This is a genomic window from Vibrio sp. M260121 (genome assembly GCF_036533715.1).
Lineage (GTDB): Bacteria > Pseudomonadota > Gammaproteobacteria > Enterobacterales > Vibrionaceae > Vibrio.
In genome coordinates this window covers 21,766-38,779 of sequence record NZ_JATABF010000017.1, presented here as the reverse complement: position 1 = coordinate 38,779, position 17,014 = coordinate 21,766, and the positions used below count along the sequence as shown (strand labels likewise).

Below are 17,014 nucleotides of genomic sequence, written 5' to 3'. Positions count from 1 at the left end.
GTCTAGATATAAAGTGCATGTGTATTTAGATAGAAAACAACAAAGCCCTGCAAACGCAGGGCTTTTCTTATTCCCGATTTTCAGTTGTATGACCTATTGGTTAAACACCAATTTCACCACCGTCTTCACGGCGAATAACCACCGTTGCTGCACGTGGACGCAGTGTCATCCCCGCAGGTGTTTCTTCTGCTGCATTGTCGCTGTAAGGCCAGTTGCCTGGGTGCTGAATGTTTACGAACAGAGACTTGTAATCTGGGCTAATGGTAAAGCCCGTCACTTCACAGCCGTTAGGACCAACAAAGAAACGTTTCAACTCAGCTTGGTTTTCTGCACCGATCACTTCTTGTGTGCCGTTTTCATCCGTCAGCTTAGACGGTACAACCGCAAGCATTTGGTCATTGGTGTAAGACGTCACTTCATCTGCACCGTTGTCCGTTTGAATCCACAGAATGCCGCGAGGATCAAACGCTAAGCCGTCTGGGCTCGCAAACTGGTTAAGCTCGGTCAAGCTCGAACGGTTAGTGTCCGCATCACCGTTTGCAGGAGAGCCAAAGACAAAGATATCCCACGTGAAGTCTGTTGCTGCTTCGCCTTCATCCCAACGGATTACGTGACCAAACTTGTTGTTCAAACGTGGGTTTGCAGGGTTAGTTTCCTCTGTACGCTTGGTGTTGTTCGTTAGCGTCAGGTAAACCGAGCCTGTGAATGGGTCAACAGTACACCACTCTGGGCGATCCATTGGCGTCGCACCAACAAGGTCAGCTGCACCAGCCGTATTCAAGATGATTTCTGCTAGAGAATTGAAGCTGTCTGCAAGTGTGCCACCAGAAACTGTCGTGCTGTCTAGTGTCAGTGGTAACCAAGTACCAGAGCTGTCTTCGTTGAAGCGCGCCACATACAGTGTGCCTTCATCCATGTACTTGTCACCCATCGCCAAGCGGTTATCAGGGTTAGCATCCGCAGGATCCCACGCTGCCGCAGATTCAAATTTGTATAAGTACTCAAAGCGAGAGTCGTGACCAGAGTAGAATACCACTGGTTTGCCTTCTTCAAGCTTGCCGAATGTACAGCCTTCATGGCGGAAACGACCTAATGCAGTACGCTTCTTCGCACGTGAGTTTTGCGTGTAAGGGTCGATTTCAACAATGTAACCATGGCCGTTCGCCTCGTTACGGTAATCGTCCAATGCGCTTGCGCCTGTTGGTTCTACATTGAATCGCGTGAATTCGTCCAAACGCTCTTCGGCATTACCCGCTAACGTTTCCCAAAGGTAACGAGTGCTCGTGTCATCAACACCAATACGATCTTGTTCTTCAGTACGAACACCAGCGTTAACGAAGTAACCCGGCCAGTTCTCTTCACACGTTAGGTAAGTCCCCCAAGGCGTAAAACCATTACCACAGTTGTTCAGTGTACCGCGCGCTTGACTGCCATCTTGTGAGAAGCGAGTTATGGTCAATTCTGTATTCGCGACAGGGCCAGAAAGATCCATGACTGTCGCGCCAGTGTAACGGCGGTTTAGTGGATCGGTATCCACTAACTTCCACATGTTGTCTTCAAGTTGAACGCGAACCACAGACACACCATGTGCGTTAATTTCTTTACGAACTTCATCGACGATAGTACGCACACCGCCCACAGCTGTCGGACCGCTTGGGTGCAGAGCTGCGGTATCAATGTACTCGTGGTTGATACACAATAAGCCGTCCGTGTCGCTGTCGTTTAGCGAGAAAAAGTGCATGCCGTCGTGGTGCATACCCAATGCATTAAGCTGATCGGTACTCGTGTTGCTGCCGTCGTCTTTCCAAGCGTTACCTTGTGCGTTTAGAGGCGTACCCCATGGCACCAATACTTGTGCTACGTAACCTTGCGGAATCGATACTGCGTCCGTCAATGAGCCTGGAATCGAATCAAAATTGAGGACTGCACTTGAAACGCCAGAGCCGCCACCAGCAGAAGTGCCTGAACTAGAAGAGTTGCACCCAGATAGACCAAATGCGCCAAAAGCGGTCATCGCACTGATACCTAGGCCACCTTTCAGGATACTGCGTCGAGATAGGCTCGCTTCCAGTACTTCTTCAAAAGGCTTGTTATTACTCTGGTTGTAACGCGTCGCGTCGAAGGTTTCCTTACTCATGGTGTTGCTTTCCCAGTGTTAGGTTGAATTATAGGTTTGTAAATCATTGAGCGAGGGGAAGTTTGGAAGAGAAAAGTGACAGAACTAGTCTATCTTTATGAACTTTGTGTTTAGAAAATGTTATAAAGCACCCATCTATTCTATGTACTCCCGATTTTACTTGGGCTAAGCCAGATTTGGGGGTATAAGGTGTACTCAAATCATCCACGAGAGATAATCATGAAACTAGATAAAATCGATAACAAAAATCGTCGTCTGCGTAAGAAGCTATTCCTAGGTGAATTCGCGATCCTAGGCTTTGAAATCAGCTGTGAAACAGACATCAACGACTTCGACCGTTACGATGCATTCGTTGATGAGTTTATCGACTACATTGATGGCCTAAACCTATGCTTTGGTGGCGGCGGTCTAGAGCTGTTTGAAGGCTTCCTATGTTCAACAGAGCGTTACGAAAGCGCAACTGAAGAACAAAAAGCACAGGTTCTAGCTTGGCTACAAGCTCGCCCAGAAGTAAGCAGCGCAAAAGCTGGCGAATTGGTTGACGCAAACTACCTGTAATTACAGAATCACTCTGGAATAAACAGAGTTGAGCAAGTAATGAGAAAGCTGGTCTTCGGACTGGCTTTTTTGCATTTAAGGCTATGGTTTTGTGCTGAAATGTTGAATCTAGAAAAAGTGAAGTGTTTGGTTGTTTTGGAAGCTTAGTTTAGGAAAGCAGGAGTCTTGGAGAGTATGGGTGTGCTAGATAATTTTAGAGCTGGCATTTTATGGAAGGTTATCCGTCCATTGCCAGCTCAGTGCCATTGAGTATGGTTTACTATGCTTTTTTAGCAGTCTCAGTCTTTGTGTCTTTCCAGTATTGGATACGAACACGATGTAGCTGAGCTCTTCTCATCTTTTTCATAGCAATCTCCCTCATCTATATAGGTAACGCTCATCTTGAGCTTATTGTCTAAGGTTGTATTCCCCTTCAATCTATCGAGGAACGAATCAATTAACCGTGACTAATTTCACAACATAATGATAAAAGTAGAAGCGTTGCAGTCATTTTTTGACCAGTAAACCTGCTTTTATCTTGTTGATACGGTCAACTTACTCATCACTTATGACAGAAATATGGCAATCAAGTTCCCTATTTAACCTGTCATCGAATCTTAATAACGATTCTTAGATAACCTAGCAAATAATATACCAGTTGCACATAAATTCCAGTTTAGTGCACAACAAAAGTACGCACATGCTCAAACTAAGGTTGGATTCGCTGCTGGTAATGCTGTCGGTAATCTCTCGGAGTCAGCCCCTTGTAGGTCTTGAAATGGCGATTAAACAAAGCTTGATTGCGATAGCCTACTCGTTCAAACACGATTCCTATTGGTAACTCAGTCGATTGCAACAAATCCGCGGCATGGTTGATTCTTAGCTTCATCAAGCGTTGGCTAAACGGCTCTTTAAAGTGCTTTTGAAACAACCGTGTGACCGCACTTTCACTCAACGACAAGTAATTGGCTAAATCGGCCAATGTCACCTTGTTGGCAAAATGCTGCTCAAGATACGCATTCACACTTGCGACGCGCTCTCTTTCTTGTTGCTCGTGTTCACTCATCGAAAGATAAGAATGAGTCATCAAGGTTTTTGCCGCTTCGTCATGGGCGACCAAAGATAGGATATGAATGAATCTCGACAATTGCTCCATCGCGGGCACTTTCATCAACTCTTGCAGAAGATCCACGACTTGCTGTGCCGTTCGCTCCGAGAACACTACTCCCTTATTTGCGGCTTTCAACAACGGGTCTAGCTTGCGTAACTCAGTACAATAGAACATTAGGTTCGCGATCCACTCACGCTTAAACCAAATAACATGAGTCTCGCAGTTGCTTTCTACCGACGTGGAGTGAATAGAGTGAGGCACACCCGGCGCAATTAACAGCATTTGGTTGTGGGTCACCTCTAGCTCGTGATGCCCAATGTGCAAAGTCCCCGTAAAGTGACGGTGGATGACCAACTCAAAAACGTCATCGTGAAAATGAAAATCGTATTCTTTCGCTGGTTCATCAATACGACGGTAGCGCCAAGAAAAACCAGGCCTTTGCGGTACTTTTTCGATGTGCGCCATTTGATACCCCACAAGATAGTATTGTTTCACGCGCAAATAATATCAGTATTACCGACATATTCTTCATCACGCCTCAATAGTATTGATATTGAGCGGCATACTATCAACTGAGCCTCATCACGCTCCTTATTCTTCTCTTGTAAAGACAAGCTAACTAAGGAGCTTTTATGAGTAACTTTAAGACCAAGCTGCGCCAGATCATGCAAAAAACTCGTGATGAGTGGGCTGCGTTTGCGATAAAGGAAATGGGAATTTCATCTAAAGCCATCGCCAAATCTTATGGCTACAAGTCGAGTTGTGATCTTGAGCAAACTCTTAAACAAGACGAAAAAGACGCCGATTCGTACATTCGCTCGTCACCTTGTGCGAGATCTCTCACAAGCGATGTAAGCAAAACGACCATTTTTGACTAAGAACAAATCGAACAATAAACCTAACTAACTGAAAATTAAAAATTATCCTTTTTTAAGCAATATTCGCTGCCAAAGTTTTTTTACCTAGCTGATTGAGAGTAATCAGCAAAACAACAATACTAAGTGTGTCGACAGGATGTTGGCGGGAACAGGAAAAAAGCCTAAAGGATTGGGTATCTTCAGGATGAAGATTTGATAGCTTAGGATGAGTTGTCAGCAAGGATGTAGTTAAGCTCTAGGATAGAGTTCGCCCGTCAGGATGATAGGCAAGAATGGACACCGCTAGGAAGGCGATGAACAAGGAACTCGGTTAAAGGACTTAGCCACAATCAAGGATAGATGCAGGGAGCACCTATTAGTAGCCGGATTGCTGCGAAAAAGAATAAGCCCCGTCTGGGAAACCAGGCGGGGTTTTATTTTGCCTGTCATTTACCATCCTCCTCTGCGTTATTCCACGCATCATGCTATTATTTCTACACTTTCTCTCGAAACGCTTTCTTTAATAAACGCTGAGCAAACAACGTCCTATGCTTAATCCAGTTTGGTTACACACATTCAAAACTCTTGTCGAAGTCGGCCACTTTACTCAGACAGCAGAAAAGCTCTATATGACCCAGCCTGGTGTCAGTCAGCACATCAAAAAGCTAGAGCAAGCTTGTCAGCACCCATTGATTAAGCGCGAGAACAAAAGCTTTGAGCTGACAGAGCAAGGCCGAATGGTGTATGCCTACGCGTTAGAGTTGGAAGAGAAAGAGAAAAACTTGCTGGAAGATCTAAGCTTCGATGACCCCTTTGCAGGTCATTGCAAGTTGGCTTGTTCCGGAGCACTTGCCTTGATGCTGTTTGATCCACTGCTTGAAAAACAAACCCTGCATCGCGGATTGTCGATTCACTTGGAAGCGGCACCGAATCAGTCAATTCTAAATGGGGTTGCTGACGGCCGTATTGATATGGGCATCGTGACTTACTCTCCCAACAAGAGTGTTTTCCAAAGTGAACAAATTGGCAGAGAAGCGCTGTGTCTGATCTTACCAAAGTCCTATCATGGGAAAACGTTAACGCCTGAACTGCTTCGAAGTTGCGGCGTGATTGGTCACCCTGATGCTGAACATTATATGACGTTGTTTTTCGACCAATGTGCAGAACCTTTACTCAAAGAGATCAAGGTCAGTGACATGCCATTATCGGGCTACGTTAACCAACTCAGTCAGATTCTTTTGCCCGTCAGCAAAGGGCTTGGTTTTACCGTTTTGCCCTACAGTGCGGTGGAAAGCTTTCCACTAAGAGAAGAGTTGTATGTGGCTGAGTTAAAACAACCGGTATACGAAGATTTGTTTTTGGTGAGAAAACGCAGCCGCACTCTGCCGCTGCGATACCAGACCATCAAAGAAGTATTATTGGATGTGATTGGCGGTGCAAATCAATAAGAATAGCCACCTAAACGGCTGAACTCTTTCCAAATCACTCTCAATGCCAAGAGAAGTAAGCGCTCAAATGGCCGCTTTTTTCAGTTTTCCTACTTCGAAAAGTGATGAATTTTTGGCTCAATTTTCTTTTTCTCACCCTTGACAGTCGCACGCAGTAAGGTGTGAGAGTTCAATAAATTATTTTTGTCGTGTCGACGATATTTTTTCGTTTTCATCTACTGAGAAAACGCCCTAAGGTTCGCACCTCTGACGACGTGGTTGTCCAACCACAATTCTAAGTCGCTGAAGAGAGTGGATTCTGTCACATCAATTACACCCACTCACTATACTCTATACTTACATTTTTAATTTGGTACTGACTTACTAAGGAATTGCCATGCGTATTGCTATTCTTTCTCGTAATGAGAATCTATATTCAACCATGCGCCTAAAGCAGGCGGGTGAAGAGCGCGGACATCAAGTTGATGTTATCGATACTCTGCACTGTTATATGGATATTACGAGTAACAACCCTAAGATCCGTTACATGGGTGAAGAATTGCCAAAGTACGACGCGGTTATTCCACGCATCGGTGCATCTATCACTTTCTACGGTACAGCGGTTGTACGTCAGTTTGAAATGATGGGCACATTCTGTGTGAACGAGTCAGTAGCAATCAGCCGTTCTCGTGACAAGCTACGCTCTATGCAGCTGCTATCACGTAAAGGCATTGGTCTACCTCGCACAGGTTTTGCTCACCACCCTGACAACATTCAGGACGTGATCAAAAACGTTGGCGGCGCACCATTGGTTATCAAGCTACTTGAAGGTACTCAAGGTATCGGTGTTGTTCTTGCTGAGACTACGAAAGCAGCAGAAAGCGTGATCGAAGCATTCATGGGCCTAAAAGCAAACATCATGGTGCAAGAGTTCATTGAAGAAGCAAACGGCGCAGACATCCGTTGTTTCGTAGTGGGTAACAAAGTTATCGCAGCAATGAAACGCCAAGCAAAAGAAGGCGAGTTCCGCTCTAACCTTCACCGTGGTGGTTCTGCTCAGCTTGTAAAACTAAGCAAAGAAGAGCGCGCAACTGCAATCAACGCAGCGAAAGTGATGGGTCTAAACCTATGTGGTGTTGATATTCTTCAATCGAAGAACGGCCCAGTGGTAATGGAAGTGAACTCTTCTCCAGGCCTTGAAGGTATCGAATCAGCAACTGAAAAAGACGTTGCAGGCATGATCTTCGACTTCATCGAGAAGAACGCAAAACCAAACGCTAACCGTACTCGCGGTAAAGGCTGATAATTGTTTGAGTGAGAGCCTGATAAAGGGCTCTCTTTTAACTCATCGCTAGGATGACACTATGAATCAGAAAATGATCATTGGGAACGCCGAAGCAATTTGCTTACCTGAGTTAGGGATTACTCACCTTGAAGCGCGCATTGATACAGGCGCACAGACTTCTTCTCTGCACGTAGATAACCTAGAGTGCACTGAACAAGACGGTCAGTCATACGTAGAGTTCGATCTACACCCAGATGTTTACCACTTAGAGCAAGTCGTTCGCTGTAAAGCTCCACTGAAGGCGAACCGCAAAGTGAAATCATCAAACGGTACCTTCGAACACCGCTGCGTGATCACAACGATGCTACGCATGGGCGACCAAGAGTGGCCAATCGACATCACGCTAACTAACCGTGAAAAGATGACTTACATGATGTTGTTAGGTCGTCAGGGTATGGCAGACAAAGTTCTGGTAGACCCTAGCCAATCTCACTTATTGGCTCCATAATCCCCGTAGCTTCAGATGAGCGAACTCCGTGGTCGCTCATCTGGCTCTTCTCTGATTTTCTAGCTGCCCTTCTCCTGTCTATCGTTCTTCCTTTTCAGAACAGAACGCATTAATCCTTTCAGTTTTATCTTCGTTACTCGCCAGTGGGTAATGGGTCTAACCGGTGCGGTATTGATGATGTGTTGATACGCGTCTTCATCAAACTCAACCTCTCCCCCATGTGCCGCCAATAAACAGCTTGGTTTCATCTCAAAAACGCGCTTTAACGAACTACGATATTGGTTGGGATGAAAGATAGGAAATGGCGCTATCAGATGGCTTTTTACCTGCACCATTAAATCCGCTACGTACAACACACTCTGTTCGGCGTGATAAACCGATAAATCCCTGTCGGTATGCCCCGGTGTTTCCAATATCTGCCAATCAGCAAAACCGGGAATCACCTCTCCATCCACCAGCTCAATATCTGGCTTTAGTTTTCGCGAATACCATAAGTTGCGCTTGGGTTTGCGCATTCGGTTCGCCATCCAACGCGCCAAAATCAGATCCGTTAGATGCATTAGCCAACCATCAAAGCCCCCATACCAATGTGTATCTCGTTTGGCTGCCAATAGCTGGCAGCCCGTTAGATCTCTTAGTTTGTGCGCCGCACCAGCGTGGTCTGGGTGCATGTGGGTAACGACGACCAGTTTTAGGTCTGTGAACGGGCGATTGAGCTGGTGCTCGATAAAATCTTTGAGGTGAGGAATATCCGCTCGACTTGCGCCATCAAGCAGCATCAATTTGTCTGGATACTCGGCGAGATACATGGTTTGGATGTATCCCTGAATTCTGTGCAGCTGCAAAACATGTCCTTGTTTTGTTGAGTCTTTGTTCTTATTTTTCGTCGACCAATTCCTTACTGGTCAGACCAACTATAACAGCAGAATGGACAGTCTGTTAAATAAATGTTTACACCAACCATCAACAACAGTTCTTAATCGAAAGCACAAATTTTAATCATTAGACTCTGGTTGGGTTTTATCCGTTAATGCGCGCACACGGAGTTCGTGTCAGGGTATGAGGTTAGCGCCTCATGATTTGCTTTTTTGTATTTTATCCTCTATTTCCAATGAGGGCTTAAATACATTTTTGTGAGAATCGAGTTGGAAAAAGCAACTAAATTAGACCGCATCCGCGCGGACTACAACGTTCACTACTGGAGCCAAGGCTTCTACGGAATTGATGACCAAGGCGAGGTATACGTATCTCCTCGTAGTGACCGTGCACACCAAATCCCTTTCAGTGCGATTGTAAATGAACTAGAAGCTAAGCAGTTGAATCTGCCTGTGTTAGTGCGCTTCCCACAAATCGTACACCAACGCGTGCATGGCATTTGCCAAGCTTTCAACCAAGCAATTGAAGAATACCAATATCCAAATAAATACCTGCTGGTATACCCAATTAAAGTAAACCAACAGCGTGAAGTGGTTGATGAGATCTTAGCAAGCCAAGCACAGCTAGAAAATAAACAGCTGGGTCTTGAAGCAGGCAGTAAGCCAGAGCTATTGGCAGTACTTGCACTGGCTCAACAAGGCAGCTCCGTGATCGTGTGTAATGGCTACAAAGACCGTGAATACGTGCGTCTAGCATTGATCGGTGAAAAGCTAGGTCACAAAGTATTTATCGTACTAGAGAAGTTATCTGAGCTTGATCTAGTACTTGAAGAAGCAAAAAGCTTGGGCGTAACACCACGTCTTGGCTTGCGTATCCGCCTTGCATCTCAAGGTGCGGGTAAATGGCAAGCGAGTGGCGGTGAAAAATCGAAGTTTGGTCTATCTGCGTCTCAAGTATTGAGCGTGATTGATCGTCTAAAACGCGAAGACAAACTGGACACCATGCAGTTGGTTCACTTCCACCTTGGCTCACAGATGGCAAACATCCGTGACGTTCGTAATGGTGTAAACGAATCAGCACGTTTCTACTGTGAATTACGCGCCATGGGTGCAAACATTGATTACTTCGATGTTGGCGGCGGTTTAGCAGTAGACTACGACGGCACACGTAGCCAATCTTCGAACTCGATGAACTACGGCCTTGCGGAATACGCACGCAACATCGTGAATACGGTAGGTGATGTGTGTCAGCAGTACGAACAACCGATGCCAGTGATCATCTCTGAATCGGGTCGCTCATTGACTGCACACCACGCGGTGTTGATTTCTAACGTTATTGGTACTGAAACATACCAACCTGAAGAAGTGTTCGAGCCAGCGGTAGACGCTCCATTCTTGCTACAAAACATGTGGCGAAACTGGGAGAACCTGCAAGATGGTACGGATGCGCGTGCATTAATTGAAATTTACAACGATACCCAAAGCGATTTGGCTGAGGTGCACTCACAATTCGCTACTGGCGTACTGAACCTTGAACAACGTGCGTGGGCAGAGCAACTGTCGCTACGCATTTACTTCGAGCTAAGTCGTCAAATGAGTACCAAGAACCGTTTCCACCGTCCTATTTTGGATGAGTTGAGCGAACGTCTTGCAGACAAGTTCTTCGTGAACTTCTCTCTTTTCCAATCCCTGCCAGATGCATGGGGTATTGATCAGGTATTCCCTGTTCTGCCGCTTTCTGGTCTTGGTGATGTGGAAGAGCGTCGTGCGGTGATGTTGGACATCACTTGTGACTCCGATGGTGCAATTGACCATTACGTTGATGGCCAAGGCATTGAGAGCACACTACCAGTACCAGCATGGAGCAACGACAAACCGTACCTAATGGGCTTCTTCCTAGTAGGCGCATACCAAGAGATCCTTGGTGACATGCACAACCTATTTGGTGACACCCACAGTGCAGTAGTCAATGTTGATGAAGAAGGTCAATTTGAGATCAGCTACATCAACGAAGGTGATAGCGTAGAAGACATGATGCGCTACGTTCACATCGACGTAGATGCGATTCGTGACAATTACAAACAATTGGTTTCAGCACGTGTTGAAGCCAGTGAACAAGAACAAATCCTAGCTGAACTAGAACAAGGTTTGGCAGGCTACACCTATTTAGAGGACTTCTGATATGAATGATTTGTTTACTAAAACCGATTATTCGCTTTACTCCAACTCTATGTCGTTTCTACGTCGACCGTACATCAAAAATCCAGTATCGGCAGACGCAGACGTTGTAGTGCTAGGGGTTCCTCTGGACATGGCGACTTCTGGTCGTCCTGGTGCACGTATGGGTCCAGATGCGATCCGTCGTGCGTCAGTAAACCTTGCTTGGGAAGGCAAGAAGTTCCCTTGGGACTTCAACGTATTTGATAAATTGAAAGTGATCGACGCGGGTGACCTTGTGTTCGATTGTGGTGATGCTGAAGATTTCACATACCGCCTAGAAGCGGCAACAAGTGAGATTCTAAAGAGCGGTAAGACAATGCTAGGCTTAGGTGGTGATCACTTCATCACGCTACCAATCCTACGTGCATACGCAAAACACCATGGTCAAATGGCACTGATTCACTTCGATGCGCACACAGACACATACGCGAACGGCAGTTCTTACGACCACGGTACTATGTTCTACCATGCGCCAAAAGAAGGTCTGATTTCTGCGAAGAACTCAGTCCAAATTGGTATTCGTACTGAATATGACCAACAAGATCACGGCTTCAATGTGATCAACGCGATGCAAGCGAACGACATGTCGGTAGAAGAGATTCTGGCAGAGATTCGTCGCACGGTTGCGGATAAGCCTGTGTATGTCACTTTTGACATCGACTGTCTGGATCCGGCGTTTGCACCGGGTACAGGTACACCAGTTTGTGGCGGCCTGAACTCAGATAAAATTCTGAAGATCATCCGTGGTTTCGCTGGCATGAACATCGTAGGTATGGACGTGGTGGAAGTCTCACCTCCTTACGACCACAGCGATGTAACGGCCTTGGCTGGCGCAACTATCGCACTTGAGTTGCTTTACGCCTATGCTTCAGGTCGCGAATAACGAAAGTTGTTCTAAATGAGCGCAGTATTTCAAGGGGAGCTTCGGCTCCCTTTTTCGTTTTCAACACTCAACAAAAATAGATTAGATTTTCTAATCCAAATCATAGATTTTTATCTTGCTCAACTTCACACTTTTTGATTGCTAAGTCAGCACTCAAGCTCTAATATCTCGCGCCTAGATTCCCTAATCACTTTGTTTATTTGGCTCTCCTATATGGAGCGCTAAGGCTTTTTACGTCTTAAATTTCTGGAGAGATACGCAAATGTCCGCCTCGTTTCCATTAGCGAAACTTACCTTTTTAATCGCAATTCTGACTGCCGTAGGTCAAATGACTCAAACGATGTACGTGCCTTCTATTGGTCATATGGCGGGTGAGTTCTTGGTATCAGCGTCGTCACTTCAAGCTGTGATGGCGTGTTACCTGATCCCTTACGGTCTGTCGCAGTTTGTGTACGGCACACTGTCTGATCGCCTTGGTCGCAAACCAATCATCGTTGCGGGTTTAATCATCTACATTCTTGGTACTTTGGTGGCGCTATTTGCTCATGAGTACGAATGGTTCCTAGCCGGTAGCTTTATCCAAGGTTTGGGTATCGGTTGTGGCGGTGCGATGTCTCGCACACTGACTCGTGACTGTTTTGAAGGCGCAGAACTGCACCGTGCAAACAGCTTGATCAGCATGTGTGTAATTTTCTCGCCATTGATGGCCCCTGTACTAGGCGGTTACCTAACTGAAGCTTTCGGTTGGCGCTCTAGCTACTTATTCCTTGCTCTGTTTGGTATCGCAGTAGTGATCACCATGATGACAAGCATGATGGAAACTTTGCCGAAAGAACGTCGCAAACATGAATCTGTGGCGAAGAGCTACAAGTTCGTACTGTCAGACAAACGCTTCCAAGGTTTCTTGCTGGTATTGGTGGCAACGTTCGCAGGCGTGGCAGTATTTGAAGCAGCAGCGGGTGTACTACTAGGTGGCGTACTTGGTTTACCAGCAACCACAGTAAGCTTATTGTTTGTCTTACCGATTCCGGGTTACTTGGTCGGTGCAGGTTTATCAAGTTACATCGCACAGCGTCGCTCTGAGCGCCGTGCTTTGAATGTTGGTCTAGTGGCTATCTTAGTTGGCTCAGCAGTAGTATTGATTCCGGGTCTGTTTGGTCTAACAACGGCGTTGACTCTGATTGGCGGTGCAACCATTTACTTCTTGGGTGCAGGTATTTTGTTCCCAGCGGCAACAACAGGTGCACTTTCACCGTTCCCATACCACGCGGGCACTGGCGGTGCGATTTTAGGTGGCATGCAAAACCTAGGTGCGGGTATCGCGACGCTGTTCGCTTCGTTCTTCCCGGCACAAGACCAAATGCCGCTAGGTTGTTTGATGATGGCAATGTCGATCATTGCTATGCTTGGTTTGCGTTGGGTTAATCGCAAGCACGACCATTCAAACGAAATGCCACTGGCGATCTAAAATCTGATTCTCATCCCCACCAAGATAAAGAAAAGGGACATGCTGAAAAGTGTGTCCCTTTTTTGTTGCACATATCTTACCCTTTAGCTCTCATCCACCAGCAATTGCATTTAACATCCCATCCAATCTTTGCTAAAAAGAACAGTTGCTTATACAGAAGTTATTCGTTGGCCATTCGATATAAATACATTCACTGGAAGAACACAAACGTACTTTTACTCACACTATAAATGAATGGCGAAGCAACACGAGAAGAGTACACAATAAGGATACACAGATGCGTTTCACTTTAACCACGTTGGCCGTATCGGTCGCGCTAGTCGTCGGATGCAGCAATCAAGGATTACCAACCATGAACCATTACTCCCAATCGCAACTCGTTGCTCAACAAACCCAAGCACCCGTTGCTAAAAAAGTCCCTCATGCAATGAATATTCATGGTGATACACGAATCGATAATTACTACTGGATGCGTGATGATGAGCGCCAAGACCCAGAAATCTTGCAACACCTTGAGCAAGAGAATCAATACGCAGAAACCGTTTTAAAACACACCGAAGCAATGCAAGAACAGCTGTTTGAAGAGATCAAAGGTCGTATTGCGAAAGATGACAATTCTGTTCCAGTTCGAAAAGGCAGTTACTACTACTCGAATGAAGTGACAGGCGATAACGAATACGAAGTACACCTACGTGCAAAAGACTTTGCAGGTAAAGATAAGCAAGTCATCTTAGATGTTAACGAGCTGGCAAAAGAACATGAGTTTTTCAGTATTGGCGGCTTAACGATCAGCCCAAATGAAAACTTGTTGGCTTATGGCGAAGATACCCTGAGTCGCCGTATTTACACCATCAAGATCAAAGACCTCACGACGGGCGAATATCTCAAAGATGAAATTGAAGGCGCATCAAGCGCAATCGCGTGGCAAAACGACAACCAAGCTTTCTACTACATCAAGAAAGACCCGCAAACACTTTTAGGTTATCAGGTTTACCGCCATGTATTGGGCACGCCTCAAACAAGCGATGAGCTAATATACGAAGAAACCGACAGCGCTTACTACACCTTCTTGAGTAAGAGTAAAGACGGTGAGCAAGTTTACATTTGGCACTCAAGTACAGAAACAAGTGGCGTGTCTGTGATTGATGCCAATAACCCGAACGCCAAAGCCGAAGCTTTCTACCCTAGAGTGACTGGTATTGAGTACAGCATCGCTAAATTGGGTGATTGGTACTACATCTACACCAACTATCAAGCCGTAAACTTCCGTTTAATGAAAGTGAAAGCTGAAGAGATGCATGACCGCTCTAAATGGGTCGATGTCATTCCTGCTAACGACAATTCTCAGCTAGTTGATTTCGACTTGTTTGACGATCATCTTGTTTATGAGCAACGTACGAATGGCTTGTCGACCGTGAAGGTTCGTCAATTATCAACAGGCAAAGAGTTTCCACTCGAATTCAACGATACGGCTTTTGCAGCTTACCTCACGGGTAACCTTGAACTAGACAATTCAAAAGTTCGCATCTATTACAGCAGCCTGACGACACCGGGGACTTACTACGATTTCGACCTAAATACAGGTGAATCTGAAATCATGAAGCAAACACCGGTACTTGGTGATTTTGATGCCGATAACTACCAGTCAGAGCGAATCATGGTGACAGCTCGTGATGGCAAACAAGTGCCAGTTTCATTGGTTTACCGCAAAGACCTCTTCAAGAAAGACGGTACTAACCCAATCTATCAGTACGGCTACGGCTCATACGGCTCCACTATCGAGCCAACATTCCGTTCAACTCGTTTGAGCTTACTTGATCGCGGATTCGTGTACGCAATCGCGCATATTCGTGGTTCAGAAATGCTTGGGCGTCCTTGGTATGAAGATGGCAAAAAGCTGACTAAGCAAAATACCTTCAATGACTTCATCGACGTAACCAAAGGACTTGTTGAAGAAGGCTACGGTGCCAAAGATAAAGTGTTTGCTGTTGGTGGCTCTGCGGGCGGCCTACTGATGGGCGCTATTATCAACCAAGCACCAGAACTCTACCGCGGTATTGGCGCGCATGTTCCTTTTGTTGACGTAGTGACGACCATGTTGGATGAGTCGATTCCTCTCACGACCAACGAATACGATGAATGGGGTAACCCGAATGATAAAACCTACTACGACTACATGCTGAGCTACTCACCGTACGACAACGTGAAAGCTCAGAATTACCCGAACATGTTAGTGACAACGGGTTTGCACGATTCACAAGTTCAATACTTTGAGCCAATGAAGTGGGTAGCCAAACTTCGTGAAATGAAGACTGATGATAATGTCTTGCTGTTCAAAACCGATATGGAAGCAGGCCATGGCGGCGCTTCTGGTCGATTCAAACGATTAAAAGAAGACGCGCTTGAGTACGCTTTCTTCCTAGATCTGTTGGAGACAAAATAAGCTTTAGTCGTCATTCATTATAAGTCACCGAAAACAATGCCCGCTTTTACGCGGGCATTTTTCAATCTAGATACTCGGTGACATAACTCAGATGAGTTAAACAGAAAGAAAAACGCCTACTCACGGCGAGTAGGCGTTAACACAATAAATGTGTTTAGGCAGTAGAAACTGTCCTATTTATTAGAAGTAGTAACGAGCACCTAGAGTCCAGTAGTCGTTTTCTTCGTTGTTGTAGTCGTTACCTAGGTCAAACTGGTAAGCAGCAAACGTGTAGAAAGATGGCGTCACTGCGTACTCAGCTTGTAGAGCCGTTTCGCTAGTGATTGTTTTGCTGTCTTTATCGTTTTCTACACCTTCGTAGTTAATACTGAACGTCCAATCGTTAACGCCGTAAGCCAATAGACCTTCAAGTTGGCTAGTCTCTTCTAGGCCGCGGTAAAAGTATTCATTCATACCATATACAAGTGCTGCGTATAGACCCGCACCATATTTACCATAGTTTGCTGAGAATACATGCGATGTTGCTGATTCAGATTTGCCACCAAAATCAACATCACCACCGCTATATACATAGCCTAAACCAAAGCCTGCTAGCTCAGTGCTTAAAGCAATTTGTCCACGATCATCAAAGTCACCATTTTGACCTTGCCAACCTAGACCTAGGTTTAAGCCAAAGCCTTCACCAAATTCAAAACCTTTACGGTAACTTACCATTTTCTCTGCACGAGAAGAGCCAAGCTCGTAGTAACCAGGGGCGTATAAGAAGTCATTGGCAAACGCGATTGGCATATCCGCAACGCCAGCAACGTCGTAGTATGGTGCCCATTGTGTGCCGACTACTAAGCGGCCGTATTGGTCATGCGTCGCTCCGATGTAACCCAGGCGAGTAGAAAAAGAATTGTCGCCACCATTAAGATAGTTTAGAGACCATTCACCTTTAGCGTCGATCGTTACGCCATTACCAATGTCCTTTTTACCGCCAACGTTGATACGTGGAGATACTTGATGAACCTTAACGTCTTCTTCAAAGTACTCACCAACGCCCACAGATACGTGGCCGCCGATAGAAAGAGATGTGCCGTCGCTGTTGTAAACTTCTGCTGCGAAGACTTGAGAACCACCTGCTAGTGCCGCCACTGCAACGGCTAGAGTTTTCATTTTCATTGTTAACATCCATATAGTTGTTTGTACTGGTTCGCCCCGACAACAAAAGCAAAAAGCATCAATCGCAACGAACAGATAACAAAGTAGTAATGAAATATA

The 17,014-nt window shown here is 45.7% G+C and carries 13 protein-coding genes; 9 read left to right on the top strand and 4 right to left on the bottom strand.

The window, feature by feature from the left end; all coding sequences use genetic code 11:
• Nucleotides 1–100 precede the first annotated feature (100 nt).
• On the bottom strand, nt 101–2,137 hold the full coding sequence (locus QTO06_RS11450; RefSeq protein WP_171358518.1) for a PhoX family protein: 2,037 nt from the start codon (nt 2,135–2,137) through the stop codon (nt 101–103).
• A 219-nt stretch (nt 2,138–2,356) separates the two neighbouring features.
• Between QTO06_RS11450 and QTO06_RS11445 the strand changes: the two genes are divergently transcribed.
• Nucleotides 2,357–2,695, top strand: coding sequence for a YggL family protein (locus tag QTO06_RS11445; protein ID WP_005438242.1), 339 nt, complete (start codon nt 2,357–2,359; stop codon nt 2,693–2,695).
• A 688-nt stretch (nt 2,696–3,383) separates the two neighbouring features.
• Here the strand turns inward: QTO06_RS11445 and QTO06_RS11440 are convergent.
• Nucleotides 3,384–4,250, bottom strand: coding sequence for a helix-turn-helix domain-containing protein (locus tag QTO06_RS11440; RefSeq protein ID WP_038896564.1), 867 nt, complete (start codon nt 4,248–4,250; stop codon nt 3,384–3,386).
• 167 nt (nt 4,251–4,417) lie between these two features.
• Here QTO06_RS11440 and QTO06_RS11435 point away from each other — a divergent pair, with 167 nt between their 5' ends.
• From QTO06_RS11435 to QTO06_RS11420, 4 genes are all read left to right on the top strand, one after another.
• Nucleotides 4,418–4,663 carry a hypothetical protein gene (locus tag QTO06_RS11435; protein WP_186176261.1) on the top strand — a complete coding sequence of 82 codons (246 nt, stop codon included), beginning with the start codon at nt 4,418–4,420 and terminating at the stop codon, nt 4,661–4,663.
• 527 nt (nt 4,664–5,190) lie between these two features.
• Nucleotides 5,191–6,090: a LysR family transcriptional regulator gene (locus tag QTO06_RS11430; RefSeq protein WP_331408141.1), complete on the top strand. Its 900-nt coding sequence runs from the start codon at nt 5,191–5,193 to the stop codon at nt 6,088–6,090.
• Nucleotides 6,091–6,466: 376 nt separating this feature from the next.
• A complete protein-coding gene (gene rimK, locus QTO06_RS11425; RefSeq protein WP_005438260.1) occupies nt 6,467–7,372 on the top strand; it encodes a 30S ribosomal protein S6--L-glutamate ligase in 906 nt (301 codons plus the stop codon).
• 61 nt (nt 7,373–7,433) lie between these two features.
• Nucleotides 7,434–7,862, top strand: a complete 429-nt coding sequence (locus QTO06_RS11420; protein ID WP_005432588.1) for an ATP-dependent zinc protease family protein — start codon at nt 7,434–7,436, stop codon at nt 7,860–7,862.
• Nucleotides 7,863–7,921: 59 nt separating this feature from the next.
• Here QTO06_RS11420 and QTO06_RS11415 read toward each other — a convergent pair whose 3' ends face one another.
• Nucleotides 7,922–8,671, bottom strand: a complete 750-nt coding sequence (locus QTO06_RS11415; RefSeq protein ID WP_171370799.1) for an MBL fold metallo-hydrolase — start codon at nt 8,669–8,671, stop codon at nt 7,922–7,924.
• Between the two features lie 336 nt (nt 8,672–9,007).
• Between QTO06_RS11415 and speA the strand changes: the two genes are divergently transcribed.
• The 4 genes from speA to QTO06_RS11395 all read left to right on the top strand — a co-directional run bounded on the left by speA (nt 9,008) and on the right by QTO06_RS11395 (nt 15,751).
• Nucleotides 9,008–10,918: an arginine decarboxylase gene (speA, locus tag QTO06_RS11410; protein ID WP_285382577.1), complete on the top strand. Its 1,911-nt coding sequence runs from the start codon at nt 9,008–9,010 to the stop codon at nt 10,916–10,918.
• A gap of 1 nt (nt 10,919) precedes the next feature.
• A complete protein-coding gene (gene speB, locus QTO06_RS11405) occupies nt 10,920–11,840 on the top strand; it encodes an agmatinase (RefSeq protein ID WP_005432598.1) in 921 nt (306 codons plus the stop codon).
• 262 nt (nt 11,841–12,102) lie between these two features.
• On the top strand, nt 12,103–13,308 hold the full coding sequence (gene emrD, locus QTO06_RS11400; protein ID WP_331408138.1) for a multidrug efflux MFS transporter EmrD: 1,206 nt from the start codon (nt 12,103–12,105) through the stop codon (nt 13,306–13,308).
• 277 nt (nt 13,309–13,585) lie between these two features.
• Nucleotides 13,586–15,751 (top strand): S9 family peptidase, encoded by a 2,166-nt coding sequence (locus QTO06_RS11395; protein WP_331408136.1) that lies wholly within the window; start codon nt 13,586–13,588, stop codon nt 15,749–15,751.
• 180 nt (nt 15,752–15,931) lie between these two features.
• On the opposite strand, the gene QTO06_RS11390 is transcribed toward QTO06_RS11395, so the two are convergent.
• Nucleotides 15,932–16,915: a porin gene (locus tag QTO06_RS11390; protein WP_331408135.1), complete on the bottom strand. Its 984-nt coding sequence runs from the start codon at nt 16,913–16,915 to the stop codon at nt 15,932–15,934.
• Nucleotides 16,916–17,014 lie beyond the last annotated feature (99 nt).

Coding starts and splice junctions, on each gene's coding strand:
- emrD (WP_331408138.1), top strand. CDS start 12,103: ATGTCCGCCTCGTTTCCATTAGCGAAACTTACCTTTTTAATCGCAATT.
- QTO06_RS11435 (WP_186176261.1), top strand. CDS start 4,418: ATGAGTAACTTTAAGACCAAGCTGCGCCAGATCATGCAAAAAACTCGT.
- rimK (WP_005438260.1), top strand. CDS start 6,467: ATGCGTATTGCTATTCTTTCTCGTAATGAGAATCTATATTCAACCATG.
- QTO06_RS11390 (WP_331408135.1), bottom strand. CDS start 16,915: ATGAAAATGAAAACTCTAGCCGTTGCAGTGGCGGCACTAGCAGGTGGT.
- QTO06_RS11395 (WP_331408136.1), top strand. CDS start 13,586: ATGCGTTTCACTTTAACCACGTTGGCCGTATCGGTCGCGCTAGTCGTC.
- QTO06_RS11440 (WP_038896564.1), bottom strand. CDS start 4,250: ATGGCGCACATCGAAAAAGTACCGCAAAGGCCTGGTTTTTCTTGGCGC.
- QTO06_RS11445 (WP_005438242.1), top strand. CDS start 2,357: ATGAAACTAGATAAAATCGATAACAAAAATCGTCGTCTGCGTAAGAAG.
- speB (WP_005432598.1), top strand. CDS start 10,920: ATGAATGATTTGTTTACTAAAACCGATTATTCGCTTTACTCCAACTCT.
- QTO06_RS11415 (WP_171370799.1), bottom strand. CDS start 8,671: ATGTATCTCGCCGAGTATCCAGACAAATTGATGCTGCTTGATGGCGCA.
- QTO06_RS11420 (WP_005432588.1), top strand. CDS start 7,434: ATGAATCAGAAAATGATCATTGGGAACGCCGAAGCAATTTGCTTACCT.
- QTO06_RS11450 (WP_171358518.1), bottom strand. CDS start 2,137: ATGAGTAAGGAAACCTTCGACGCGACGCGTTACAACCAGAGTAATAAC.
- QTO06_RS11430 (WP_331408141.1), top strand. CDS start 5,191: ATGCTTAATCCAGTTTGGTTACACACATTCAAAACTCTTGTCGAAGTC.